The following is a 26,139-nucleotide window of genomic DNA, read 5'->3' on the forward strand; positions in this document are numbered from 1 at the left end:
AGAATCGGCTCAAACCTACAAAGAACCCAACGGGTATTGCCATGCCGATTTGCGCCATCGAGTCGATCGACACGATCATCGTCGACCTCCCCACCATTCGCCCGCACAAGTTGGCGATGCACACCATGCAAAACCAAACCCTGGTGATCATCCGCTTGCGCTGCGCCGACGGCATCGAAGGTATCGGCGAAGCCACCACCATTGGCGGTTTGAGTTACGGCAACGAAAGCCCCGACAGCATCAAGGTCAACATCGACCGCCACTTTGCGCCGCTGCTGATCGGCCAGGACGCCAGCAATATCAACGCGGCCATGTTGCGCCTGGAGCGCAGCATTCGCGGCAACACCTTTGCCAAGTCCGGTATCGAAAGCGCCTTGCTCGACGCCCTGGGCAAACGCCTGAACCTGCCGGTCAGCGAACTGCTTGGCGGTCGCGTACGCGATGCCTTGCCGGTGGCCTGGACCCTGGCCAGCGGCAACACTGAAAAGGACATTGCCGAAGCGGAAAAGATGCTCGATCTGCGCCGCCACCGCATTTTCAAGTTGAAGATCGGCGCGGGGGAGGTTAGCCACGACCTGGCCCATGTGATCGCGATCAAAAAGGCCCTGGGCGACCGCGCCAGTGTGCGCGTCGACGTCAACCAGGCCTGGGATGAAGCGGTGGCACTGCGTGCCTGCAAGGTGCTCGGCGACAACGGCATCGACCTGATCGAACAACCTATTTCACGTAACAACCGTGGCGGCATGGCACGGCTCAACCTGTCGAGCCCGGCGCCGATCATGGCGGATGAGTCCATCGAATGTGTCGAGGATGCCTTCAACCTGGCCCGCGAAGGCGCGGCCACGGTGTTCGCCCTCAAGATCGCCAAGAATGGCGGTCCGCGTGCCGTGTTGCGCACCGCCGCGATTGCCGAGGCGGCAGGTATCGGCCTGTACGGCGGCACCATGCTCGAAGGCGGCATTGGCACCCTGGCGTCGGCGCATGCCTTTCTCACGCTGAACACGCTGGCGTGGGACACCGAGCTGTTCGGCCCGTTGCTGCTCACCGAGGACATCCTCACCGAGCCGCCGGTTTACCGCGATTTCCAGCTGCATGTTTCCACCGCACCGGGCCTGGGCCTGGCCATCGATGAGGAGCGCCTGGCGTTCTTCCGTCGTGACAAATACTAAGAGGCGCCTGCCATGTTGTTCCACGTAAAAATGATCGTGAACCTGCCCCTCGACATGCACCCCGAGCGCGCAGCCGGCCTCAAGGCCGAAGAAAAAGCCTTGGCGCAGCGCCTGCAACAGGAAGGCAAATGGCGCCACCTGTGGCGTATCGCCGGGCATTACGCCAACTACAGCGTATTCGATGTCGACAGCGTGCAGGACCTGCACGATTTGCTGATGCAACTGCCGCTTTTTCCCTACATGGCCATCGAAGTGAACGCCCTGTGCCGTCACCCTTCGTCGATCCATGAGGACGACCGCTAAGCCGGTTTTCAAACGAATAACTACAAGATGAGGAATGCACCATGTCCGTCCGACTGTCCCAGACTGCCCATGCCCAACAGTTTCTCGAAGAAGCCAGCGGTAACCTCAACGACGGCGGTAACCCGCGTACCAAGGCGCTGATCTACCGGATCCTGCGCGACACCGTGAACATCATCGAAGACCTGGAAGTGACCCCGCAAGAGTTCTGGAAGGCGGTCAACTACCTCAACGAGTTGGGCACGCACCAGGAAGCGGGCTTGCTCGCCGCAGGCTTGGGCCTGGAGCATTACCTGGACTTGCTGATGGACGCCGCTGATGAGCAAGCCGGCAAAACCGGTGGTACGCCGCGCACCATCGAAGGCCCGTTGTATGTGGCCGGGGCGCCGCTGTCGACCTACGAGGCGCGGTTGGATGACGGCAAGGATGACGCGGTGCCGCTGTTCATGCGCGGGCAGGTGCGTGACACCGAGGGCAAGCCGCTGGCGGGGGCGATTGTGGACGTGTGGCAGGCCAATACCGGTGGCACCTATTCGTGGTTCGACCCGACGCAGTCCGAGTTCAACCTGCGCCGACGCATCGAGACCGATGCTCAGGGCAACTACCGTTTCCGTAGCATCGTACCGTCGGGCTACGGCTGCCCGCCGACCGGGCCGACCCAGCAACTGCTCGATCAATTGGGGCGCCACGGGCAGCGGCCGGCGCATATCCATTTCTTCATTTCGGCGCCAGGGCATCGGCACCTGACCACGCAGATCAACCTGTCGGATGACCCGTACCTGCATGATGATTTTGCCTATGCGACGCGGGATGAATTGATTGCCGAGATTCGCTTCAGTGAAGATCCGCAGTTGGCCCGCGAGTTTGGCGTGGAAGGGCGTTTTGCACAGATTGATTTTGACTTTGAGTTGCAGGTGGCAGATGCGCCGGTAGAGCAAAAGCGCATGCAGCGCGTGCGCGCCCTGGAAGATTAAAACACGGTCAAACAATGTGGGAGGGGGCAAGCCCCCTCCCACATTTGACCGGTGATGCTATTTCTATTTGCGTACGACCAGATCCAGCACCTCATCCCGATCCTTGATCTTTTGCAGCACAATCTCCGAACGGATATCCATCACCCCCGCCGTGCGGTTCAGGTGGTTCACGATAAAGTCCGAAAAGTGCTTGAGGTTGCGCGCCTGCACCCGCAGCACATAGTTGCTGGCGCCGGTGATCACGTAGGCGCTGGCCACTTCTGGCCAGCCCTGCACCTTCTTGATGAACGTCTCGTGCCAATCCTCCACGTCCTGGCGCAAGGACAGGTGGACGATGGCCTCCAGCTCGATCCCCAATTGCTCGGCATTCAGTACGGCGCGGTAGCCGCTGATGATGCCCTCGCTCTCCAGCAGGCGCAGGCGGCGCAGGCAGGCGGACGGCGACAGCGCGACTTTCTCCGCCAGTTCCTGGTTGCTGATGCGGCCATCCTGTTGCAGGAAATGCAGGAGGCGCAGGTCGGTGGCGTCGAGAATCATGGTTAGAATAAATCCGCGTGTTTGGGGGTTAAATTCGAATTTCCTACAGCTTAATTAGCCTGTTACCCACCACTTTGCACGAAAATTCTCTAAAATTTCGTTCATTATTTGGTCCATTCCTACTTATAAAAACCAGGACAACCCATGACCACTCGAAGCCATTGCCAAGCCCTCGACGCTCAGGACCCGCTGGCGCCCTTGCGCAGTCAGTTCGCCTTGCCGGAGGGCGTGATCTACCTCGACGGCAATTCCCTCGGCGCACGCCCGGTAGCGGCGTTGGCGCGGGCACAGGCGGTGATTGCCGAGGAGTGGGGCGACGGTTTGATCCGCAGTTGGAACAGCGCCGGCTGGGCGGACCTGTCCCAACGCCTGGGCAATCGCCTGGCCCCGCTGATCGGTGCGCGCGACGGCGAAGTGGTGATCACCGATACCACCTCGATCAACCTGTTCAAGGCCCTCAGCGCCGCGTTGACCGTGCAGCGCCAACGTCAGCCGAATCGCAAGGTGATCGTCAGCGAAGCGAGCAACTTTCCCACCGACCTGTACATCGCCGAAGGCCTGGCCGAACTGCTGCAACAGGGCTATTCCCTGCGCCTGGTGAACAGCCCCGACGAACTGCCCCAGGCCATCGACCAGGACGTGGCGGTGGTGATGCTCACCCACGTCAACTACAAGACCGGCTACCTGCACGACATGCAGGCGTTGACCGCCTTGAGCCATGAGTTCGGTGCGCTGAGCATCTGGGACTTGGCGCACTCGGCGGGCGCGGTCCCCATCGACCTGCATCAGGCCGGTGTCGACTACGCGATTGGCTGCACCTACAAATACCTCAACGGCGGCCCGGGCTCCCAGGCGTTTGTGTGGGTCAACCCAGCGTTGGTGGATGTGGTGCGTCAGCCGTTGTCAGGCTGGTTCGGGCACACCCGGCAGTTTGCGATGGAATCGACCTACGCGCCGAGTGCCGGCATCGCTCGCTACTTGTGCGGCACGCAGCCGATCACTTCACTGGCCATGGTTGAATGTGGCCTGGAGATTTTTGCCCAGACTGATATGGCGAGTTTGCGCAGCAAGTCCCTGGCGTTGACCGACCTGTTTATCGCATTGGTCGAAGCCCGTTGCGCCGCCCACGACGTGACGTTGATCACCCCACGTGAGCACGCCAGGCGCGGTAGCCATGTGAGCTTCGAACACCCCGAGGGCTACGCGGTGATCCAGGCCTTGATCGCCCGTGGTGTGATCGGTGATTACCGCGAGCCGCACATCATGCGCTTCGGATTTACCCCGCTATACACCAGCTTTACCGAGGTATTCGACGCCGTGGAGATCCTTGGCGAAATCCTCGACAACCACACCTGGGACCAGCCGCAATACAAGGTGCGCAACAGCGTGACCTGAGGCACCTACTGACCACCTGTGCAATCACAATAATAAAGGGGCACACCACGTGACCACGCCAGACAACGGCTTTGCAGAGATCACCCACCGCGAACTGGGCCTGCGGCGCCAGCTCACTTCCGGCCAGATGAGCATGATCGCCATCGGCGGCGCCATTGGCACCGGGCTGTTCATGGGCAGTGCCTACGCCATCGGTTATGCCGGGCCCAGTGTCTTGGTGAGCTACGCCATCGGCGCGTTGATCACCTTGCTATTGATGGGCTGCCTGGCGGAGATGACGGTGGCTCATTCCACCTCGGGCTCCTTTGGTGCGTACGCCGAGTTCTACATCAGCCCGCTGGCCGGGTTCCTGGTGCGCTATGCCTACTGGGCGGCGATTGTGCTGGCGGTGGGCGCCGAGGTCACGGCGGTGGCGATGTACATGAAGTACTGGTTCGCCAACGTGCCGGAATGGGTATGGATCGTGTCGTTTTCCAGTGTGCTGATCTTGCTGAATGCGATCAGCGTGAAGACCTTCGGCAACTTCGAATACTGGTTTTCCACGATCAAGATCAGCGCGATTGTCGGCTTCATCATCCTCGCTGTGTACGTGGTGTTCGGCTCCGGTAACCCGGAGTACGGCGTGCAAAACTACACTGCCCACGACGGCTTTTTCCCCCATGGCCTGAGCGGCATGTGGATGGCGGTGATCGTGTCGATCTTCAGCTATCTGAGTGTGGAAATGATCGCCGTGGCTGCCGGTGAAGCCGCTGACCCCGAACAGGCGGTGAAGAAAGCCTTCCGCGCGACCATCGTGCGCCTAGTGGTGTTTTACCTGTTGACCCTGGCGCTGATGCTGGCCATCGTGCCGTGGAACCAGGCCGGGCAAACCCAGAGCCCGTTTGTCACGGTGATGCAGACCATCGGCATTCCCGGCGCCACGGGGGTGATGAACTTCGTGATTCTGATCGCGGCGCTCTCGGCCATGAACAGCCAGCTCTACATCACGACTCGCATGATGTTCAGCCTGTCCCGCGCCGGCTTTGCGCCCAGGTCCATGGGCGCCCTGAGCAAGAGTGGCATTCCACTGAACGCGCTGTTGCTGTCCAGCTCAGGCATTGCGCTGGCGACGTTGCTGAACGTGGTGTACCCGGAAAGCTCGTTCACCCTGATGATGGCGATCTCGATGTTTGGCGCGATCTTCACCTGGTTCATGATTTTCCTCACCCACCTGTTCTTCCGGCGCTACCGCAAGCGCCACGGCGGGCCGAAATTGTCGTTCCAGCTGCGGCTGTTTCCCTACAGCACGCTGTTGGGGCTGGTGCTGATGGGGGCGGTGATGATCACCACCTATTTCACCGAGGCGTTCAAGATGACGTTGGTATTTGGTGTGCCGTTCCTGCTGATTCTGTCGGCGGTGTATTACGCGTTCTTCCGCAAGGGCAGGGCCAAGGTGTCGAACAAGGCCTTGGCATAGCCGGGCAGCTGTTCGAACGAGCGCGCACTTAGCAGCAGTGTCCGGCAGGCCCACTCTTCTTGCAGGCGGTGGGCCTTGAAGCGGCGTTCCAGTGGCCAGCGCTCCAGTGCGGCCTGGGGCACGATACCCAGGCCGGCGCCACGGGCGACCATGCGAATCACCCCGTCAAAACCCTCGGCACGGATGCGCGTCTGCAAGCGAAAGCCAGCGTGCAGCGCCTGTTCTTCGAGGTAAACCGTCAATGCGCTGTGCGGGGCGAGGCCGACAAAGTCGTGTTGCAGGCTATCGACAAAACTCCCCTCGGTGAACGGATGATCCAGCGGCGCGATCAGCACCAGCGGGTCATCGCGAAAGGGCAGGGTCTGCAGGCCGTGGGTGTCCACCGCGTCGGAAATGATCCCAAGATCTGCCGTGCCCTGGCGCAAGGCCTGGGTGATACGCAGGCTCGGCAGCTCCTGCAGGTCGATATCGAGGTTGGGATGCTCGCATAGAAAGTCCGCCAACAGTTCCGGCAGGTATTCGCTGAGGGCGGTGGTGTTGCACAGCAAGCGCACCTGGCCTTTGATGCCGTTGGCGTATTCCGCGAGGTCCTGCTGCAGATGTTCGGCCTGTTGCAGCAACAAGCGTGCGTGGCGGGCCAGGGCTTTGCCGGCGGGTGTGGGGGTGACGCCTCTACGGTTGCGCTCCAGAAACTCGATACCCAACGAAGCCTCCATCGCGCGGATGCGCGCGCTCGCGGCGGCCAGGGATAAATGGCTGCGGGCGGCGCCGGCGGTGATATTGCCGGTGTCGAGGATGTGCAGGTAGAGGCGCAGGTCGGTCAGGTCAAAGTGCATGGTTGGGGTTCTCGGGTGGCTGGGCTGGCCTCATCGGGGGCAAGCCCCCTCCCACACTGACTGTATTCACACATCTAGAAAGGTGAATGCAGTCAAATGTGGGAGGGGGCTTGCCCCCGATGGCGGCCTCAGCCTCACACAAAACAAGAGGCTGCCTCAGTATATGGCGAATTTCCAACCTCATCCCAACCCTCCACAATCCCCCCATGAATACCTTCCTCGCGTTCTACCAAGACATCGGCCCAGCCCTGACTCTGCTGGTGTTCGGCACCTTCCTGCTGGCCGGCACCGTCAAGGGCGTGATCGGCCTGGGCCTGCCCACCGTTGCCATGGGCTTGCTCGGCCTGGCTATGTTGCCGGTGCAGGCTGCGGCGTTGCTGATCATTCCGTCGACCGTCACCAACCTGTGGCAACTGGCATTCGGCGGCCATCTGCATGCACTGATCAAACGCCTGTGGCCGATGCTGCTGTTGATTTTCCTTGGCACCGGCCTCGGCACGTTATGGCTGGGCATGGACAGTGGCGGTTGGGTAACGCATGCATTGGGTGGCGCGTTGCTGGTGTACGCGCTGAGCGGATTGTTCCTGCCTACGTTCAAGGTGAAGCCCGCAAATGAACGCTGGCTCGGCCCGCTGTGTGGGCTGATCACCGGGGTGATCACCTCGGCCACCGGCGTGTTCGTGATTCCCGCGGTGCCGTACCTGCAAGCCCTGGGTTTGAATCGCGATCAACTGGTGCAGGCGCTGGGGTTGTCGTTCACCGTGTCGACCCTGGCGCTGGCCGCCGGGCTTGCGTGGCGCGGCACCTTGGGCGGCGGCGAGGTCAATGCGTCGCTGGTGGCGTTGGTGCCTGCGCTGCTGGGCATGTGGCTGGGCCAAGTGGTGCGTCAGCGCATCAGCGCGGTGTTGTTCAAGCGCGTGTTTTTTATCGGCATGGCCTTGCTGGGCGGTCATCTACTGATCAGCGGGTAACAATAGCGTTGTATTCGTGATTTTTGATCAAAGGTATTTTGCGGCGCTGCCGGTTATTCCCAGAGGCCAAGATCGATAGTCTGCACTCATCGATTTCAACCTCTTGGATACCTCCCATGAAAAAAGTACTCCTGCTCAACGGCGGCAAACAGTTCGCCCACTCCGATGGCCGTTACAACAACACCCTGCATGATGCCGCCGTGGCCGTGCTGGACCGTGGCGGTATCGACGTCAGGGTCACCCATATCGACGCCGGCTACGACGTGGCCGAAGAAGTCGCCAAGTTCCTCTGGGCCGACGTGATCATCTACCAGATGCCGGGCTGGTGGATGGGCGCACCCTGGATCGTCAAGAAATACATCGACGAAGTCTTCACCGAAGGCCACGGCAGCCTGTACGGCAGCGATGGCCGCACCCGCTCCGATGCCTCGCAGAAATACGGCAGCGGCGGCCTGATCCAGGGTAAGCAGTACATGTTGTCGCTGACCTGGAACGCGCCGCAGCAAGCGTTCGACGACCCGACTGACTTTTTCGAAGCCAAGGGCGTGGACGCGGTGTACTTCCCGTTTCACAAGGCCAACCAGTTCCTGGGCATGACCGGCCTGCCGACGTTCCTGTGTGTGGACGTGATGAAACGCCCGGCCATCGAAGCCGACGTGGCGCGCTACGAACAGCATCTGGCGCAGGTGTTCAACCTCTCGGTGTAAGCTGCTGCAAACCAATAACGAGGACACCCTGTGAAAGCCCGATCCGATGAGCTGCAAATCTTCGTCAGCGTGATTGAGTGCGGCTCGATTTCCGCCGCGGCGGAGCAGGTCGGGCAGACACCCTCGGCGGTCAGCCGCACCTTGTCGCGACTGGAAGCCAAGCTCGACACCACGTTGATCAACCGCACCACGCGGCGCATGGACCTGACTGAAGAGGGCAAGTACTTCTTCGAGCAGGCCAAGGTGATCCTGGCGCAGATGGACGAGCTGGAAGAGCGCTTGTCGTCCCGTCACAAGAACCCGGCCGGGCGGCTGCGGATCAATGCGGCAGTGCCCTTTATGCTGCATGGGATCGTGCCGTACATCGCCGAGTTTCGCAGCCTGTACCCGGACATCCAGTTGGAGCTGAACAGTGATGACCTGATCATCGACCTGTTGGAGCAGAGCACCGATATCGCGATTCGCATCGGTGCGCTGGCCGATTCCACCTTGCATGCGCGGTCCCTGGGGTGCACGCCGTTGCATATCCTCGCCAGCCCCGCTTACCTCAAACAGTTCGGCGCACCGACCACGGTGGCCGAGTTGGCAGGGCACACCTTGCTCGGCTTCTCCCAGACCGAAACCCTCAACCACTGGCCGCTGCGCCATGTGGAAGGTGACCGCTGGCTGATCCAGCCGAGCATTGCCGCGTCCAGCGGTGAAACCGTGCGCCAGTTGGCGTTGGAGGGGCAGGGCATATGCTGCCTGTCGAACTTCATGACCATCGACGATATCGACGCCGGCCGCCTGGTGCCGGTGTTGGAAGGGTTCAACAGCGGTTATCGCCAGCCGATCCATGCGGTGTTCTACCGCAACTCGCAGTTGGCGTTGCGTATCCAGTGTTTCCTGGACTTTATCCAGGCCAAGCTTGTGCGGTATGCCTGTTAGGTGTGGCTTGAGACCGAGGTGGCTGCATCGGGGGCAAGCCCCCTCCCACACTGACAGTGTTCACAAGTCTAGAGATGTGAATGCAGTTAAATGTGGGAGGGGGCTTGCCCCCGATGAAGGCGACCCGGTCTTCGAGACTAGCCCCAACCCCCTCAATTCCGTACCATCCCCCGCCTTATCCCCCGCATTACCCTGGTACCTCATGAACCTCACCCGTCTGCGCGCCGATGCCCTGGCCGGCCTCACCACGTCGTTTGCGCTGCTGCCCGAATGCATCGCCTTTGCCCTGGTGGCCCACCTCAACCCGCTGATGGGGCTCTACGGCGCCTTTATCATCTGTACCCTCACCGCGTTGTTTGGCGGCCGACCGGGGATGGTCTCCGGTGCGGCGGGGTCGATGGCGGTGGTGATCGTCGCCTTGGTGGTGCAACACGGCGTCGAATACCTGCTGGCCACGGTGCTGCTGGGCGGGTTGATCATGATCGCCTTCGGCCTGTTGCGTCTGGGCAAGCTGGTGCGCATGGTGCCGCACCCGGTGATGCTCGGGTTCGTCAACGGCCTGGCGATCATCATTGCATTGGCACAGCTGGAGCATTTCAAGAGCGGTGAACATTGGCTCAGCGGCACGCCGCTGTACGTGATGGTCGGCCTGGTACTGGTGACCATGGCCATTGTCTACCTGCTGCCGCGCATTACCCGTGCGGTGCCGCCAGCCTTGGTGGCTATTCTCGGCGTAGGCCTGGCGGTGTACCTGCTCGGCCTGCCGACCCGTACCTTGGGCGACATGGCCCACATCGCCGGCGGCCTGCCGACCTTTGCCCTGCCGCAGATCCCGTGGACCCTGGAGACCCTCGGCATCATCGCGCCCTACGCGTTCCTGATGGCCATGGTCGGCCTGCTGGAAACCCTGCTCACCTTGAACCTCACCGACGAAATCACCGAGACCCGTGGCTATCCCGACCGCGAAAGCGTGGCCTTGGGCGCGGCGAACATGGTCTCGGGGGTATTCGGTGGCATGGGCGGTTGCGCGATGATCGGGCAGACCGTGATCAATCTCAGTTCCGGCGGGCGCGGGCGTTTTTCCGGGGTGTTTGCCGGGGTGATGATCCTGTTGTTCATCCTGTTTTTGTCGCCGTTTATCGAGCGCATTCCGCTGGCGGCGCTGGTGGGGGTGATGTTCGTGGTGTCCCAGCAGACCTTCGCCTGGGCCTCCTTGCGGGTGATCAACAAGGTGCCGTTCAACGATGTGCTGGTGATTATCGCGGTGACGGTGATCACGGTGTTCACCGACCTGGCCACCGCCGTGCTGTGCGGGATTGTGATTGCGGCGCTGAACTTCGCCTGGCAACAGGCGCGTGAGCTGTATGCCGATGAACATCTGGAAGCTGATGGCAGCAAGCTGTATCGCCTGCACGGAACGTTGTTCTTTGCCTCGACCACGCCGTTTCTGAACCAGTTCGATCCGGCCAACGACCCGGCCCAGGTGACGCTGGATTGCCGCCACCTGAGCTTTGTCGACTATTCGGCTATTGCCGCGCTGATGACCCTGCGCGAACGCTATACCAAGGCTGGCAAGCACCTGCGGGTGCTGCATTTGTCGGAGCGCTGCAAGAAGCTACTCAAGCGCGCCAAGGTACATCACGACTGATTGTGGAACTTTCTGGCGAGGGAGCTTGCGCCCGCTGGCGTGCGTAGCGCGCCCAAGATTTTTGCGGCCGCTACGCAGCCCAGCGGGAGCAAGCTCCCTCGCCACAGGAAGTCATTACGGCCCGACCAGGTTTTCCAGCTCCTGGGCGCGGGTCTGGGTCATGTCCAGCACGCAGCCGGAACCGTTGACCTGGTCGAGGGTGCCGCCGGTGGCACTGCCGGCAAATGCGCAATTGGCGTCGCGGTACTTTATCCACAGGCGCTGCACGTCTTGCAGTTGTTGCTTGCGCGCACCTTGCTGGGCGGCGAGGGCGGTCTTGTAGGCGGCGTTCAGGCGCTTGTCCTGCACCTTGGTTTCCTTGACGTTGCAACCGACCATGTCGGCGGTGGTGTTGGCGGTGTCCATGCATTTTTTCAACGCCGGGTTATCGGCGGCCGACGCGCTGCCGCACAGGGCAAGCAACAGGGCGCTGGCAACAAGAGAAGTGCGAATCATGCTCGGTTTTCCTGGGCGTGAGTGGATGTGCAGTCTAAGACTCGATGGCGCCGCTTGTGGTTCCGGCATCGTCTGATCCTCATGTAAGAACACCCCCTGAATTTTCATCGACCGCTGTCGGGCATATCCCAGTGCGACAGCGCTTATCCGTGGGCGAAAATTACTTTCATAAAATTTGAAAAGACTGCTCGGTAATGATTTATGAGTTTCACAACTAATTCGACGTGACCCTTTCCGAGGAGTACCGCATGGCCGCATCACCGGGCTTCGGGCTATTGGCATACGCTGCCATCGCCATCATCGCTTTGATCGTGCTGATTGCACGTTATCGACTCAACCCCTTTATCGTCATCACCCTGGTGTCCATTGGCCTGGCGCTGATGGCCGGGATGCCGGCGGACACCATCATGGGCTCGTACGAGGCGGGCGTCGGCAAGACCCTGGGGCATATCGCCCTGGTCGTTGCGCTGGGCACCATGCTCGGCAAGATGATGGCCGAATCCGGCGGCGCCGAGCAGGTGGCGCGCACGCTGATCAACCGGTTTGGCGAGCGCAACGCGCACTGGGCGATGGTGTGCATCGCGTTCCTGGTGGGGCTGCCGTTGTTTTTCGAGGTGGGGTTTGTGTTGCTGGTGCCCATCGCCTTTACCGTGGCGCGCCGTGTGGGAGTGTCGATCCTGATGGTCGGCTTGCCGATGGTCGCCGGCCTGTCGGTGGTGCATGCGCTGGTGCCGCCGCACCCGGCGGCGATGATGGCGGTGCTGGCGTATAACGCGTCGGTGGGGCAGACCGTGCTGTATGCGATTTTGATCGGTATTCCTACGGCAATCATCGCCGGTCCCGTCTACGCCAAATACATCGTGCCGCGTATCCACTTGCCGGCGGAGAACCCGCTGGAACGCCAGTTTATCGACCGCGAGCCACGCACCCGTTTGCCGAGTTTTACCCTGACCATGGGCACCATCCTGTTGCCGGTGGTGCTGATGATGATCGGCGGTTGGGCCAACCTGCTGTCCACACCGGGCACGGCGTTCAACCAATTCTTGCTGTTTATCGGCAACTCGGTGATCGCGCTGTTGGTAGCAACCCTGGTCAGCTTCTGGACCTTGGGCCTGGCCCAGGGCTTCAACCGCGAGTCGATTCTCAAGTTCACCAATGAATGCCTGGCGCCGACCGCGAGCATCACCTTGCTGGTGGGCGCAGGCGGCGGCTTGAATCGTATCCTCGTGGATGCGGGCGTCACCAACGAAATCCTCGGCCTGGCCCATGCGTTCCACTTGTCGCCGCTGGTGATGGGCTGGTTGTTTGCGGCGTTGATGCGTATCGCCACCGGTTCGGCGACGGTGGCGATGACCACCGCGTCCGGCGTGGTCGCGCCCGTTGCATTGGGCCTGGGTTATCCACACCCCGAACTGCTGGTGCTGGCGACTGGGGCTGGCTCGGTGATCTTTTCCCACGTCAATGACGGCGGCTTCTGGCTGATCAAGGAATACTTCAATATGACGGTGATCCAGACCTTCAAGACCTGGACCGTGTTGGAGACGTTGATTTCTGTGGTCGCCTTCGCTCTGACGTACGGTCTGTCCTGCCTTTTGTAATACGGAGAACCCATGGACATCCTCTACCAGATCCGCGCCCGCCAGGACTCGTTCAGTGCCGGCGAAGGGCGTATCGCCAAACTGATGCTGGATGACGTGGGCTTTGCCGCGTCGGCCAGCCTGGAGGAATTGTCCCAACGGGCCGAAGTGAGTACGGCCACGCTGTCGCGCTTTGCGCGCAGTGTTGGCTGCCGCGATTTACGTGATCTGCGCCTGCAATTGGCGCAGGCCAGTGGCGTCGGCAGCCGTTTTCTGGACCCTGCCGGACTGCCGGAACAATCGGCCTTTCACCGGCAGATTCTGGGCGATATCGAAGCGACCCTGCGCCAGCATTTGTCCGGGTTCAACCAGGCGAGTTTTGCCGATGCGGTCAGCCTGCTGGCCAAGGCGCGGATGATCCATGCGTTCGGCATGGGCGGACCGTCGAGCCTGTGCAGCGATGAATTGCAGGTGCGTCTGGTGCGCCTGGGCTATCCGATTGCCGCCAGCCATGACCCGGTGATGATGCGGGTCACGGCGGCCACATTGGGCGCGGAGCATGCGCTGATTGTTTGCTCCCTCACCGGCCGCACGCCCGAACTGCTCGACGTTGTCACGCTGGCGCACAACTACGACGCGCGCGTCATCGCCATCACCCTGGCCGACTCCCCGTTGGCGCAGTTGGCCGACGTGGTGCTGCCGCTGCAACCGGCCGAAACCAGTTTTATCTATAAACCCACCGCGGCGCGCTACGGCATGCTGCTGGCCATCGACCTGCTTGCCACTGAGTTGGCGCTGGCCATGCCGGACGACAACCAGGAACGCCTGCGCCGCATCAAGCTGGCCCTGGACGATTATCGCGGCGGCCCCGACAGCCTGCCGCTTGGAGACTGAGATGAAGTACGACACGCTGATTCGCCACGCGCTGATCATTGATGGCAGCAACACACCCGGCTATGTCGCCGATGTGGGGTTGCGTGCGGGGCGCATCGAGACAATCGGTGATTTGTCGACGGCCACGGCCGAGCATGAAATCGACGCCACCGGTCGGGTGCTGGCACCTGGGTTTATCGACGTGCACACCCACGATGACACGGTGGTGATTCGTCAGCCGCAGATGCTGCCCAAGCTCAGCCAGGGCGTGACCACAGTGATTGTGGGCAATTGCGGCATCAGCGCATCGCCGGTGAGTTTGCGCAGCGATCCACCAGACCCGATGAACCTGCTGGGCTCGCGTGCGGCATTCACTTATCCACGGTTCGCGGATTATCGCTCGGCGGTGGAAAGCGCTCACCCAGCGGTCAACGTTGCCGCATTGATCGGTCACACGGCACTGCGCAGCAACCATATGGACGACCTGCACCGCACTGCAACGCCGGATGAAATCGCCGCCATGCGCAGGCAACTGCAAGAGAGTCTTGAAGACGGCGCCCTCGGGTTATCCACAGGCCTGGCCTACGCCAGTGCGTTCAATGCCGAGACCGATGAGGTGCTGCAACTCAGTGAGGAACTCACCGCGTTCGGTGCGGTGTACACCACCCATCTGCGCAGTGAGTTCGAACCGGTGCTGGAAGCGATGGACGAGGCATTCCTGATTGGTCGGCATGCCCAGGCGCCGGTGATCATTTCCCACCTCAAGTGTGCCGGTGCGGGGAACTGGGGGCGTAGTCCGCAGCTATTGGCTTCGTTGGAGGCGGCGGCGAAAAACCATCCGGTGGGGTGTGATTGTTACCCCTATGCGGCGAGTTCTTCGACATTGGATCTCAAGCAGGTGACTGACGCGTTTCGTATCACCATCACCTGGTCGACGCCGCACCCGGAACAGGGTGGGCGCGACTTGCAGGACATTGCCGCCGAGTGGAACGTTTCGCTGATGGATGCTGCACGCCGCCTGCAACCGGCGGGGGCGGTGTACTACGGCATGGATGAGGCCGATGTGCGACGCATCCTCGCGCATCCGCTGTCGATGGTGGGGTCGGATGGGTTGCCGGAAGACCCGTTTCCCCATCCACGCTTGTGGGGCGCGTTTCCACGGGTGTTGGGGCATTTTAGCCGGGACGTGGGGTTGTTTCCTCTGCATACCGCTGTGCACAAGATGACCGGGTTGTCGGCGGCGCGATTCGGGCTGGCCGAGCGTGGCGAAATTCGCGAAGGGCATTGGGCTGACCTGGTGCTGTTCGATCCTTTGCGCGTGCGCGATGTAGCGGACTTCAAGGAGCCCCAGCGAGCGGCGGAAGGCATCGACGGTGTTTGGGTCAACGGCGTGTTGAGTTACAGCGAAGGCCAGGCGAACGGTCAGCGACCGGGCCGCTTCCTGGCGCGCAGCGGGGATTTGCGTCGGGGTTTTTCGTCCCTATAGTGGGCGCTCTCAACAACGGAGCGGTTGCCATGCACTTAGGAAAAGTTATCCCCATCCTGCGGATTTTCGACGAGGCCAAAGCGTTGGAATTCTATGTCGATTTCCTGGGGTTCACGGTGGATTGGCAGCATCGTTTCGAGGCGAATTTCCCGTTGTATGTGCAGGTGTCGTTGGGCGAGTGCGTGCTGCATTTGTCCGAGCATCACGGCGATGCGTCGCCGGGTGCGGCGATACGGATTCAGGCGCAAGGGGTGGAGGCGTATCAGCAGCAGTTGTTGGCCAAGGATTACCGGTATGCCAAGCCTGGGGTTGAGGACACGCCTTGGGGCTCGCGGGAGATGAGCATCAAGGACCCGTTTGGGAATCGGGTGGTGTTTGTTGAGGAGGGCTGAGGGGTAAATCGCAGGCAATAAAAAACCGCCTTAGTAGGGCGGTTTTTTATTGCAAGCCCAGTTAGTGGCTGGGGTTGCTATCTCACTGGAAGCGATGACCTGTGACGAGATACTAATGCCGGTTATCGTTTTTCGCAAGGTTAGAGCACGGCCGGATCTATTTAGCTGCCTTTGCCATTCCCTGCTGCAAAATCACGGCAAAAAATTGCAATAAATCAGTCGGTCTAAACCACGTGTTTTTCGTCCTCTGTCACACCTTCGCTCAGGATGTTGGTTAGTATCGCCCCCGTTCCAAGTATGTCGTTTTGCAGGTGGCTGGGTATGCGCGCGGAATTATGGACCGAACGCCACGGGCTAGTAATCCGTGCCGGATTTATGCGGGAGGAACCAAAGCCCGGCCGCCTCACTGGAAGCGATGACCTGCTTCCGAAGGCCCACGTGTTCCGGTAAGTGCGCTGGAGGTAAGGCCCAACTCACGGAGGGCCGAGTATGTCTAAGTTTGCCTGTGGCGAGGGAGCTTGCTCCCGCTGGAGAGCGAAGCTCTCCCAGAAATACTGGGGCCGCTATGCAGCCCAGCGGGAGCAAGCTCCCTCGCCACAGTGATTTCCAGGTCCTACACCCGGAAATGACTGACCATCTGCTGCAACTGGCTGCCCAAGCGCGCCAGCTCCACACTCGACTTGGCCGTCTCGTCACTCGCCGTTGCGGTCTGCTCCGACACATCGCGCACATTCACAATGCTGCGGCTGATCTCTTCCGCCACGGCACTCTGCTGTTCGGCCGCTGCTGCAATCTGTTGGTTCATCGACTGGATATTCGACACCGTACGGGTGATGTTCTCCAGGGACAGACCGGCCTTGCGCGTGAGGTCGACGCTGCTGTCGGTGAGGCTGCGGCTGTTGTTCATCACCGTGGCCACTTGCTGGGTGCCGTTCTGCAAACCGGCTACCAGGCCTTCGATTTCCTCGGTGGACTTTTGCGTGCGTTGCGCCAGGCCGCGCACTTCGTCCGCGACCACGGCAAACCCCCGGCCGGCTTCACCGGCACGCGCGGCTTCAATCGCGGCGTTGAGCGCCAGCAGGTTGGTTTGTTCGGCCACGGCCTTGATCACATCCATCACGCTGCCGATCTTGTTGCTCTCTTGTTGCAGGTGCGACATGGCGTCGGTGGAACGTGCCACTTCGGCGGCCAGGCGCTCGATCTGGGCGATGGCTTCAGCGACCACTTTGTCGCCTTCACGGGCCTGGCCGTCGGCGTCGGAAGCGGCTTGGGAGGCCTGCTCGGCGTTGCGTGCGACTTCCTGCACGGTGGCAGTCATTTCGTGCATGGCCGTGGCAACCTGATCGGTCTCGATCTTCTGGCTGTTCACACCGGCACTGGTCTGCTCGGTCACGGCTGACAGTTCTTCAGCGGCGCTGGCGATCTGGGTCACGCCGTCGCGAATACCGCTGATCAACTCACGCAAGGTGGTGCCCATGCGCTGGATGCCTTGTTGCAACACGCCCAGTTCATCGCGACGGGTGACCTGGATGTTGTGGCTCAAGTCGCCGGAAGCAATGCGCTCCACCACGGCCAGGGTTTCTTGCAGTGGACGGGTGATCTGGCGGGTGATGACCAGCGCGGCGATGATGCCCACCAGCAGGGCCAGCAACGTGCTGATCAATTGCAGGCTGCGGGCCTGGGCGCTTTCGGCATCGCGACGGTCAAGCTGAATGTCGTAGAGCTGTTCGCTGATGCTGACAATATCGTTGCCTTGTTTCGTCATCTCGGCACGGGCGGTGACGATATCGGCGTTGGCCGCCTTGTAATTCTGCACGGCGGTGCGATAGGCACCCAGGGCGGTTTCCAGCGACGTCAGTGCGCTCTGCTGGCTGGCGCCGAATACGGCGCTGAGGTCTTTCAAGCCGTTGATGGTTTTTTCGATCTGTGCGGCGGCGCGGGCTTCGGTATCCGGGTTGACGTTACCGGTGTACCCACGCACTTCATAGCGAGACAGCTGGAACTGCATCTTGGCATCGGCCACCGCCTGGAACTGGGCCAGGTGCTCCGAGCTGTCAGACTGCTGTTTGACGCCGGCTTCCAACGTGCTGATCTGGGCGTTGGCGATGTCGGCCTTGTCACCCATGGCTTGTCGCGCTGTGTTGCCATTACGGTAGGCCTCACGCATTTTGTTCAAGGACTGCTGGTAGGCCGTAATGATTGCCTTTTGCTCATTGAGCAGCTTGAGGTTTTCCGGGCTCTTGAAGGTGGTCAGCAGTTTTTGCTGTTGAGCAATGAAGGCATCAAGGTTGGTCTGTACGTTCTGCGCCGTGGTTTCGTCGCCGTTGGCCAGCATGTATTGCAGGCGTGCTACACGCAGTTTGGTCAGGGCAGAATTGAGCTGGGTAATGTCGCTCATCCAGTTGCTGCGGTCGATCAGGCCGCTCAGGCTGGTCCAGCCGGTGAGGGCCAGGATCGAGGTGAGAACCAGCACCAGGCCGAAGCCCAGGCCGAGTTTGAGGTTGACGCTGATGTTACCGAACCAGCTGTTCATCGAAAGCTCCGCGAAAGTTAAATCTGAATGCTGGGCGGTGTTGTTGTTTGAGCCAGCCGAGGTGTACAGGGCCATATCGGCGGCGGAGACTGAATCTGAAATGCCTTTTGTCCGGTTCTTTGTAACAAAACCCGACCCGCTGTGCGGGCCGGACAGCGTGCACGGGGTGATTAGGGCACAGGTGTCAGGTGGATCTGGAATTTGAGCGCTTCTATCAATTGGGATTGCAGCAGAAAGCGCTGGTCTCGAAGCTGTGGCCATCGATCAATGAAAAACTGGCCTTTATCGTCGATCTGAATCGGTGTGACGACGATGTCGCCCGTATTGGAATGGTGCACCAGGTTGGTTTCATTGGCGGACGGGTGCTCGATCAGAAATTGCCCCTTGGTGCGCAGACTTGCGCGGCTGGGAGGGGCGGGCGGGCGTATGAAGGGTCTGCCGGGGATGCCGATTTCCAAGGTGAAGTCGCTGTACAAGGCTAGCGTGGTGAACTCATCGACGACCCAGCCTCCAGGTTTCAACAAGCGCGCCGAGGACGCCGCGGCGTCGCGTACATGCAGGCTGACCGCGTCTTGCAATTGGGCGATTCCGGGTACCCGCTCATTGATATCGGTGTGCGCGCTGCCCATGAGCGCCACCCATTTATGCGGACCATGGGCGGCTTGGTCGGCCTTGATCACTTCGTTGGCGAAGTAACTGAAGAGCGTATTGCGTGGGCTGGCTCCCCGTGCACCCTTGACGTTGTAGCTGGCCGTACAATCCAGCGCCCGTACCCGAATCCCGTATTTGTTGGCGGCCTTGATTACATTCGTGAAGGTATGGGGCCCTTGGTAGTTGAGCATATGGCCCCCGTCCTGCCGTTTCAGATAGGCCTTGAGGTCCTCCGGCATTTTCAAGCGTTTGTGGAAGATATCCAGCTCATGCTGATGCAGGTCGGTCAGCAAATGCTCGAAGTAAAGCGTTTGGACGCCCTGCTTTTTTAACAGCTTCATATGCTCGATCAAGAATTGCTTGCTCGATGACGCCGTGTGGGCTTCGCCAATCACCAGGCCGAGCTTTTGCTGATAGACGCGCTCGATAAAATTCTGCTCGCTGGTGGCTGCGGCAAAGTGAGCCAGGGACGGGCGCGGCGGTGGTGTGTAGCCGGCCAAAAAAGTCTCGGCGCGTTGCAATAGTCGTTGGCGAGTACGCACGAACTCATTGAATGCGGCTTTGTGCGGGCTTTCGTCTCGCATCGAATAGCGGGTATCCAGGCCACGGTGGGAAGCGTCCAGGTGCCGGATATCATTGCGCAAGGCCTCTGGTATATCGAACTCGCTGTAGTGCGTAGCGCCAACAGCGGTCGATGATGCTTGCGCCGTCCCGGGCCTGAGACGCATGTGATGGGGCGTCGACAATGCAAGTGTGTAGTGCCCGCGAGACAACCCGGCCGGCAAGGTGTCGATCGCGACGCCCACCGGCTGACCCGGTGCTGCATCTTCAACCCGCAACGCCAAGGTGTTTTGCAGATCCGGCAGGCCGGGAATCTGCTCATAGGTACCCAGTCGGTCTTGGTCCACCAGGGCTATCCAGCCTTCACCCGGGTTCTTCGCAGCATTGCGCTCGATGACCTTGTGCGAATAGAAGTTTCTGACGCGGCTGTTTCGAGGGATAAAACGCTCGCCGTCACTCAGCGCCAGCAGATGCTCCATGTGGTAACTGCTGGCCACGTCCAATCCCTCCACCTCGATATTGCATTGATGCGCTCGCAGCATCAGGTTGCGATAGGTGAAGGGCGCAGAGCGGGTGTAGCCCATCGCCAGATCGACCCGTGCCAGATGGTCTTCGATGTGCAACAGCGCTGGTGCGATGTTGCCTTCGGCTTGCCGGTTGATAATCGCCAGTTTGTTGCGAAACAGGTCGGCTGGCATGTTTTCGATGTACAGGCGCTTGACCCCCAGGTCGGCCACGGCTTGCATGTTTTCGATCAACAACTGTTTGCTGGCGATGGACGTGTTGGGTGCCCCGATGACCAGGCGCTTGTTTTGGCCGAGCAAGGTTTCAAGCAGTTCCGCGGGGGGCGCCTGTGCCGGTAGCGGAGTTATGGCCGCCCTGGCAGGTAGCGCGGGTGGCGCCTGGAAGAAAGTGTTGGCGTCCTGGATGAGCTTTTCTACCTGGCGGTTATAGCTGGCGCGCAGCGGCCGTAGCTGCTCATGGGCAATGGTTTGAGCCACTGGTGCGGTGGAGGCTTCCCAGTCATGACTGATCCGTGCCTTGAAACCCGGGTCGAGCAGGGCCCTGAAAGTTTTGCTCTGGTCGGCGGGTGTCTCGTAGATCGCCAAGGCGCTGTCAGCTTCTTCGACCAAAGGTTGGTATTTTTTGCGGCCACCTCCGGCGATGCCTGAGCGTACCCAACGCCCCTCGGCTTCCTGATTGACCAGGCGTCCAGTGGAGAGCATTTGTCCGCTCGCCGGGTCGCGTCGGTACAGCAAATGCCGGCCCAGAGCGTCTGGGGTTTGAGGTGTCCAGAGGGGCTGACCTTCGAATATCACCGGTTTCATGGGCTCGGGGGCGCGGCTTTGCAGGTGCTGGAGATTGGCCGTGTCCACGGCGTGGCGCCCCGTCCTGATCATCGGGCGTGCGGGCGACAGCGTGTTGAACGGGCCTGTGAGCGCTGGGCGCAAGTCAAACAGCAGGGCGCCGCCGAGGTTGGCCAGATAGCCGATGTAATGCTGCAAGGCACTATTCTTGTCGCCCTGGTAGTAGGCGCTGAGGGCGAGCATGGCGTCTTTGAATGCCAGTAGCCCGCCCAGGCTCAGGCTCAAGGCCGGGAAGGGAATGGTTGCAATGGCAGTGACCCATTCCACGCAGGTCCACACGATGCCGGTGATCATTTGCGTACGGTTGACCGTGGTTGCCTGCACATCGTCGATCTTGCGTTGCAGGCGCATGTTGTAGAGGTCGTGGCGCAGGTCTGTCAGTGGCATCGCGTGTACGATGGCGTCGTGACGCGCTGGGCTGGGAGTGCTGCGGTTGATGTCATCGGGCAGGCCCTTCTTGGCGCTTTGCAGGAACTGGCTGACGCGGGTCTGGGATTGCACCGGTACGCGTTCGTTGAAGTACGCCAGCAGGCCGTTATCTTTTTTCACCAGGTAATTGAACAGCCGGGCTTCACGAAAGCCGACGCCATCCGGGGCGTTGGGGGTATAGAGCAGCACGGGATAGCTGGCATGTCGGAACAGGTAGCAGCCTGCGACCCAATCGCCATCAATGGACAGGCGATGCACCTGATAGGTGTTGCGTGATGGGGTCCCTGTATCGCCCAGGCTATCGATGGCACGTTCCAGCCACGCCAGGTCGAGACTGGCGATGTGGCCTTGCAGCCGCGACTCCAGGGCCGCGCTTTTCATCTGCAATTGGGTAATTTTCAGGACTGCGTTCCGGCGAGCGACGTAGCCAGGGCTGTCCACCGCTTGCAGGCGTTTGCGCACCTCGTCGGTATAGCGCTGGCCGATCCATACGCCGGTTACCGAACGGGCAACGTTCTGCGCAGTCAGCGCAGTCAAATCGACACCGGGAGGCCCACGAAAGGTCGCACTTGCAGAGAATTTCTCATTCAGGAAACCGATGCCGTCTTCATAGCCGTCACGGTACAGCTGGGTGTAGGACAGCGGCAGCGGCGGGGGGCCGAGCAAGGTCTTGGGGGCGTAGGCAAACACGCTGTCCGGGTCTACATCGTTTTTTGGGCGGCCCAACAGCGTATTGAGGCTGAGCCTGGCGTTGTCGTGCAGGAAGGTTTCGAAACGGCTGAAGCTCGCTTCAGAATCAGGCTGTGAGTTGTAGGTGTTCAGCGCGCCGACCGCGTCATCGCTGAGGGTAACCAGGCGAGTTCGGTCCACCGCCGAGGCCGCGTGGTACCACGGCGGTGTGCCATGTTGATAATCGTCCACGAGCTGGCGGTCGAGCAGGTGTACCACCATGGCGTCCAGGCATTCGGTATGGCTACAGGAAGTGCCGAAGGTGATTTCGAGATGCTCGTTGGCATCGGGCTTGAAACTTAATGCGCGAAGAAATACCGCCATTTTCGCCCGGAAGCGCAGCGGCACCTGGTCCATCAAATAGTCGCCCATGGGCTGGGCGTTGCCATCGGCCCAGCCGAGGATATGCGTCTGGCATTCACGCTCACTGTTGAATGCCACAAACTGTTGTGCGCGGGGCGCCTGTGGCGTGCACAGGATCAGGCGCCTGGTAGTGCCGGTGGCGTCTTCGTCGCGCAGCAGCCACAAGTCCTTGAGCTGGGCGCCATGGAGGGAAACGGTGTGCGCACGCAGGTGCTGCTGGGGCTGTTCACGCAATTGTACGAACAGGGCATGGTCGGTCGGGCTCAAGTGACCTTGGCGCCGGGCGATCAGGGCCAGGGTCACCAGGCGTTGGTCCAGCATGTCGCGGGCGGCCAAACGAACGATCGGTTTGGTCTGCATGGCTTTCTGGGCGTTGGCAAAGGTCAGGCGCGGTTGCAGGCCTTGCAGCAGTGTCAGCAGGCTGGCAGTTGTCAGCTCGGCGTGCGCGGCCGTCAAGGCTGCCCCCGCATAGGTGAGCTGGGTATGTTTGATAAAGGCGGAGCCCGGTAACCCATCATCGGTATGCAGGCCGCTCAGGCTCAGTTCGGTCAGGCTGTGGCGTTGTTCGTAAGTACCGACATCGGGGACTGTGCGGCGGGTGGTGACGATTAGTTGGTCAGGGTCCAGGTCGTGGATATCCAACTCATCGGCCAGTTGCTCCACCAACTGAAAATGCGCCAATGAATGCGGGGTCGCGGCTGGGCCAACCCCATCGATAAACCGCTGGCGTGCCTGGTTGTAAACACGTAGTTGTTGCACCAACGCCGATTGTTGTTCGATGGTGGCGTTTCGATACCAGTCTGGCAGGCTGTTATACAAGTCCCGTTCCAGCAGCCGTTGCCCGCGTAAGTCCAGGCGTAGCGTCAGGTCGGGCATTGCATCGGCCAGTGCTTTGTCCAGGGCGGCGATTAATTGGTCTACGTCGTGGGTCAATTCGAGCGCGCGCTCGACGTCCTGGCGACGCTTGTCGAGGATGGCATTCCAGGCATGTTCGAACAGGGGCCGTTGCTCGATGGGTTGCAGTTCCAACGGCCAGATCCCGGCAACATCCAGTGCCTGGTAACGCAAGGGCAAGTGCCGGACAAATTCCGCATGCCCAGGCGGCGTGGACAGGATCGTCAGCAGGCTGTGATCCAGTTCGCGCAACGATGCAAATGCTTCCAAGCCACGGGACGGGGTAAAGAGCAGGGCCGGGCCGGTATTGTCGCTGGTCGTCAGGCTGGTCACCACGGGGCTGGCTTGTCGGGTAAGTACAAAGGCGCCTGCGAATTCGACGGTGTTGTCCTGGTAGGTGAATGTCAGGGCGTACATGCCGGGACGAAATTCTGGCCCCAGAGCGCAGTCTTCGACCATGCGTTGATCCGACGGGTCCAGCAGGTGGTCGCTGACGTTGAGCCTGGTCTCCTGTTCCAGTGCGGCGCTGCCGGCGGCCACGCTCATGAACGCCTTGCGGCTCTGGCCCTCGAGGGTGCTGGTTTCCTCTAGGTGTGTGAGCTTGCCCGGGAGGTCGGCGAGGCGTTTTTTTCCAGCCTCTGAGGTGAGATCGGCTTGATTCAAGTCTTGATACAGCGCGTGGGACTGGGTGAACAACGTCGCGTTGGCATGCATGAGGGTGGTGTTGAGTTTTTCCAGATCCTGCAGCGTTTGCGGCAATGTGACCGGACGCTGGGTACGGCTACGCAGGGTAGGGTCGATTTCCAGCAGATGGGCTTGGAGTGTCTGGAGCGAGGGTGCAGCAGGTTGGATGTTCGTTGTGCTCATCGGCACAGCCCCCATGAGGATGAAATGAATCCTCAGCTTGAGAGGAGGGGGATGTGACGCGGCTGTAGATAGGTAGAGCGCGGCGAGGTGCGGGGCTCATCAACGAGCAATGTTCTGTGCTAGTCTGCGGGCCCCTTTAGTTCAGGATGGCAAGGGAAACTCGGTGTTCTTGCCGGTATTTCCGTGCCGCCCTACAGCGGAGCCTGTTATGTCCGAAGTTAATCTGTCCACCGACGAAACCCGCGTCAGCTACGGCATTGGCCGTCAACTGGGCGACCAACTGCGCGACAACCCGCCACCGGGCGTGAGCCTGGACGCGATCCTGGCCGGCCTGACCGACGCCTTCGCCGGTAAGCCAAGCCGTGTGGACCAGGAACAAATGGCCGCCAGCTTCAAGGTGATCCGCGAAATCATGCAAGCCGAAGCGGCTGCCAAGGCAGAAGCGGCTGCAGGTGAAGGCCTGGCTTTCCTGGCTGAAAACGCCAAGCGCGACGGCATCACCACCCTGGCTTCCGGCCTGCAATTCGAAGTGCTGACTGCCGGTGACGGCGCCAAGCCGACCCGTGAAGACCAAGTGCGTACTCACTACCACGGCACCCTGATCGACGGCACTGTGTTCGACAGCTCCTACGAGCGCGGCCAGCCTGCGGAATTTCCGGTTGGCGGCGTGATCGCCGGTTGGACCGAAGCCCTGCAATTGATGAATGCCGGCAGCAAATGGCGCCTGTACGTGCCGAGCGAACTGGCTTACGGCGCTCAAGGCGTTGGCAGCATCCCGCCGCACAGCGTTCTGGTGTTCGACGTCGAGTTGCTCGACGTTCTGTAAGACCTGCTGGTAGCTGCGCCTGACTTTATGTGGGCGCTGGCTTGTAGTGGCGAGCAAGCTTGCTTGCGCTGGGGTGCGAAGCGCCCCTAAAAGCTTACGACTGCTGCGCAGTCGAGCGGGAGCAAGCTCCCTCGCCACAACAAGACCGCTCCCACGTAAAGTTCGCTTCCACCGGATTGGCTCATGGATGGAACTTGCCATGCAGCTCAGTGGCCGGGCGCAACGCTCGGGCGTAGCAGAACAGAAACAGATTGCGCACCACTTCCTTCAACACCCCAGGTTCACTCGAACTCAAGCCATTCACGTCCAGGTCGCCCTGGTCTTGCAGCTCATTGAGCGCTTCCTCTTCCAGCACCGCACAGACTTCACCGGTTTCCCTATGCAGGATCCGCAGGTAAGGGTGTGGCCGGTCCAGCCAGGCATCTATCAAATAAGTCATGGTCGTTCTCCTTGATAAGTTTCAATGAGAATAATTCTTATTCGTAGAATAGCAAGTGCCTATTGGCGGTTTATGGGATTTTCTGTGTGGACATTGCGCGGGGTCAACGTAGAGGGCGAAACGCCATCCCGCGGCGGGCGCGGGATGGAGGCAACAGATTCAGACCTTGCGTACGAACTCGGACTTGAGTTTCATCGGGCCGATTCCGTCGATCTTGCAATCGATATCGTGGTCGCCGTCGCACAGGCGGATGTTCTTGACCTTGGTGCCGACCTTCACAACAAGGGAAGTGCCCTTGACCTTGAGGTCCTTGATCACAGTGATGGTGTCGCCGTCCTGCAGGACGTTGCCCACAGAATCCTTCTTCACGGTTTCATCGCTGGCCGCTTCGGCCTCGCCATTGGCGGACCACTCATGGGCGCATTCCGGGCAGATCAGCTGGGCGCCGTCTTCGTAGGTGTATTCGGAATTGCATTTTGGGCAGGGTGGCAACGTGCTCACTAAGGCTCCTTGAGAGTCAGGGATGGCTAAAGGGCGCACATTATATAGGGTTTTGTGGCGGGGCAGGGCAGGCACGATCTTGAATTGGCAATCCAAACCAAATGTGGGAGGGGGCAAGCCCTAATGCCAGTCAGTTAAGGAAACAGCAGATGAGCGGCTTTCTGTAGTGAGCGGGCTTGCCCCGCGCTGGGGGGCGAAGCCGCCCTAAACCCTGGTTCTGCGGTGCTTCAGACAGA

General features: G+C 60.7%; 21 protein-coding genes and 1 pseudogene. 14 read left to right on the top strand and 8 right to left on the bottom strand.

Annotated features, from left to right (window positions below):
• Nucleotides 1-41: 41 nt before the first annotated feature.
• The 3 genes from DYL61_RS22515 to catA are packed head-to-tail and all read left to right on the top strand — an operon-like array spanning nt 42 to nt 2,443.
• Complete coding sequence (locus DYL61_RS22515) at nt 42-1,169, top strand: muconate cycloisomerase family protein (protein WP_135310157.1); 1,128 nt, start codon at nt 42-44, stop codon at nt 1,167-1,169.
• 12 nt (nt 1,170-1,181) lie between these two features.
• Nucleotides 1,182-1,472 (top strand): muconolactone Delta-isomerase, encoded by a 291-nt coding sequence (catC, locus tag DYL61_RS22520; protein WP_135310158.1) that lies wholly within the window; start codon nt 1,182-1,184, stop codon nt 1,470-1,472.
• Nucleotides 1,473-1,513: 41 nt separating this feature from the next.
• The gene (gene catA, locus DYL61_RS22525) at nt 1,514-2,443 is read left to right on the top strand and encodes a catechol 1,2-dioxygenase (RefSeq protein WP_135310159.1); all 930 of its coding nucleotides are present in this window, start codon (nt 1,514-1,516) and stop codon (nt 2,441-2,443) included.
• A gap of 63 nt (nt 2,444-2,506) precedes the next feature.
• On the opposite strand, the gene DYL61_RS22530 is transcribed toward catA, so the two are convergent.
• Nucleotides 2,507-2,980, bottom strand: a complete 474-nt coding sequence (locus tag DYL61_RS22530) for an Lrp/AsnC family transcriptional regulator (RefSeq protein ID WP_003176072.1) — start codon at nt 2,978-2,980, stop codon at nt 2,507-2,509.
• 144 nt (nt 2,981-3,124) lie between these two features.
• On the opposite strand from DYL61_RS22530, the gene kynU reads away from it, so the two are divergent.
• Nucleotides 3,125-4,375: a kynureninase gene (gene kynU, locus DYL61_RS22535; protein WP_135310160.1), complete on the top strand. Its 1,251-nt coding sequence runs from the start codon at nt 3,125-3,127 to the stop codon at nt 4,373-4,375.
• 49 nt (nt 4,376-4,424) lie between these two features.
• Nucleotides 4,425-5,831, top strand: coding sequence for an amino acid permease (locus tag DYL61_RS22540; protein ID WP_135310161.1), 1,407 nt, complete (start codon nt 4,425-4,427; stop codon nt 5,829-5,831).
• Here DYL61_RS22540 and DYL61_RS22545 read toward each other — a convergent pair.
• Nucleotides 5,777-6,667: a LysR family transcriptional regulator gene (locus DYL61_RS22545; protein WP_135310162.1), complete on the bottom strand. Its 891-nt coding sequence runs from the start codon at nt 6,665-6,667 to the stop codon at nt 5,777-5,779. The two genes, DYL61_RS22540 and DYL61_RS22545, sit on opposite strands and share 55 nt — an antisense overlap.
• Nucleotides 6,668-6,873: 206 nt before the next feature.
• Here DYL61_RS22545 and DYL61_RS22550 point away from each other — a divergent pair, with 206 nt between their 5' ends.
• From DYL61_RS22550 to DYL61_RS22565, 4 genes are all read left to right on the top strand, one after another.
• A complete protein-coding gene (locus DYL61_RS22550) occupies nt 6,874-7,638 on the top strand; it encodes a sulfite exporter TauE/SafE family protein (protein WP_135310163.1) in 765 nt (254 codons plus the stop codon).
• A gap of 116 nt (nt 7,639-7,754) precedes the next feature.
• Nucleotides 7,755-8,345, top strand: coding sequence for an NADPH:quinone oxidoreductase MdaB (mdaB, locus tag DYL61_RS22555; RefSeq protein WP_135310164.1), 591 nt, complete (start codon nt 7,755-7,757; stop codon nt 8,343-8,345).
• A 30-nt stretch (nt 8,346-8,375) separates the two neighbouring features.
• Nucleotides 8,376-9,272, top strand: a complete 897-nt coding sequence (locus DYL61_RS22560) for a LysR family transcriptional regulator (RefSeq protein WP_135310165.1) — start codon at nt 8,376-8,378, stop codon at nt 9,270-9,272.
• Nucleotides 9,273-9,474: 202 nt separating this feature from the next.
• Nucleotides 9,475-10,920 (top strand): SulP family inorganic anion transporter, encoded by a 1,446-nt coding sequence (locus DYL61_RS22565; RefSeq protein WP_135310166.1) that lies wholly within the window; start codon nt 9,475-9,477, stop codon nt 10,918-10,920.
• 114 nt (nt 10,921-11,034) lie between these two features.
• On the opposite strand, the gene DYL61_RS22570 is transcribed toward DYL61_RS22565, so the two are convergent.
• The gene (locus DYL61_RS22570; protein ID WP_135310167.1) at nt 11,035-11,415 is read right to left on the bottom strand and encodes a lysozyme inhibitor LprI family protein; all 381 of its coding nucleotides are present in this window, start codon (nt 11,413-11,415) and stop codon (nt 11,035-11,037) included.
• Nucleotides 11,416-11,663: 248 nt separating this feature from the next.
• Between DYL61_RS22570 and DYL61_RS22575 the strand changes: the two genes are divergently transcribed.
• Genes DYL61_RS22575 through DYL61_RS22590 form a run of 4 tightly spaced genes read left to right on the top strand, consistent with a single transcriptional unit; the run spans nt 11,664 to nt 15,743 of the window.
• Nucleotides 11,664-13,013, top strand: coding sequence for a GntT/GntP/DsdX family permease (locus tag DYL61_RS22575; RefSeq protein ID WP_135310168.1), 1,350 nt, complete (start codon nt 11,664-11,666; stop codon nt 13,011-13,013).
• Between the two features lie 12 nt (nt 13,014-13,025).
• Nucleotides 13,026-13,886 (top strand): MurR/RpiR family transcriptional regulator, encoded by an 861-nt coding sequence (locus tag DYL61_RS22580; protein ID WP_135310169.1) that lies wholly within the window; start codon nt 13,026-13,028, stop codon nt 13,884-13,886.
• A 1-nt stretch (nt 13,887) separates the two neighbouring features.
• Nucleotides 13,888-15,351 (top strand): N-acyl-D-amino-acid deacylase family protein, encoded by a 1,464-nt coding sequence (locus DYL61_RS22585; RefSeq protein ID WP_135310170.1) that lies wholly within the window; start codon nt 13,888-13,890, stop codon nt 15,349-15,351.
• Between the two features lie 29 nt (nt 15,352-15,380).
• Complete coding sequence (locus DYL61_RS22590; protein WP_135310171.1) at nt 15,381-15,743, top strand: glyoxalase superfamily protein; 363 nt, start codon at nt 15,381-15,383, stop codon at nt 15,741-15,743.
• A gap of 613 nt (nt 15,744-16,356) precedes the next feature.
• Here the strand turns inward: DYL61_RS22590 and DYL61_RS31950 are convergent.
• The 3 genes and pseudogenes from DYL61_RS31950 to DYL61_RS22600 all read right to left on the bottom strand — a co-directional run bounded on the left by DYL61_RS31950 (nt 16,357) and on the right by DYL61_RS22600 (nt 24,137).
• Nucleotides 16,357-17,220 carry a methyl-accepting chemotaxis protein gene (locus DYL61_RS31950; protein ID WP_420825087.1) on the bottom strand — a complete coding sequence of 288 codons (864 nt, stop codon included), beginning with the start codon at nt 17,218-17,220 and terminating at the stop codon, nt 16,357-16,359.
• Nucleotides 17,212-18,537, bottom strand: a pseudogene (locus tag DYL61_RS31955) (methyl-accepting chemotaxis protein); the annotation flags it as partial. The pseudogene DYL61_RS31955 and the gene DYL61_RS31950, both read right to left, overlap by 9 nt.
• Complete coding sequence (locus tag DYL61_RS22600; RefSeq protein WP_135310173.1) at nt 18,447-24,137, bottom strand: membrane-targeted effector domain-containing toxin; 5,691 nt, start codon at nt 24,135-24,137, stop codon at nt 18,447-18,449. The gene DYL61_RS22600 and the pseudogene DYL61_RS31955, both read right to left, overlap by 91 nt.
• A gap of 208 nt (nt 24,138-24,345) precedes the next feature.
• On the opposite strand from DYL61_RS22600, the gene DYL61_RS22605 reads away from it, so the two are divergent.
• On the top strand, nt 24,346-24,963 hold the full coding sequence (locus DYL61_RS22605) for a BamJ family beta-barrel-assembly machinery protein (RefSeq protein ID WP_017477811.1): 618 nt from the start codon (nt 24,346-24,348) through the stop codon (nt 24,961-24,963).
• Nucleotides 24,964-25,144: 181 nt separating this feature from the next.
• Here the strand turns inward: DYL61_RS22605 and DYL61_RS22610 are convergent, their stop codons facing one another.
• On the bottom strand, nt 25,145-25,402 hold the full coding sequence (locus DYL61_RS22610) for a PA4570 family protein (protein ID WP_017735021.1): 258 nt from the start codon (nt 25,400-25,402) through the stop codon (nt 25,145-25,147).
• A 159-nt stretch (nt 25,403-25,561) separates the two neighbouring features.
• On the bottom strand, nt 25,562-25,903 hold the full coding sequence (locus tag DYL61_RS22615; protein ID WP_027617845.1) for a zinc ribbon domain-containing protein YjdM: 342 nt from the start codon (nt 25,901-25,903) through the stop codon (nt 25,562-25,564).
• Nucleotides 25,904-26,139: the final 236 nt, after the last annotated feature.

It is taken from the genome of Pseudomonas nabeulensis, from assembly GCF_004682045.1.
GTDB lineage: Bacteria > Pseudomonadota > Gammaproteobacteria > Pseudomonadales > Pseudomonadaceae > Aquipseudomonas > Aquipseudomonas nabeulensis.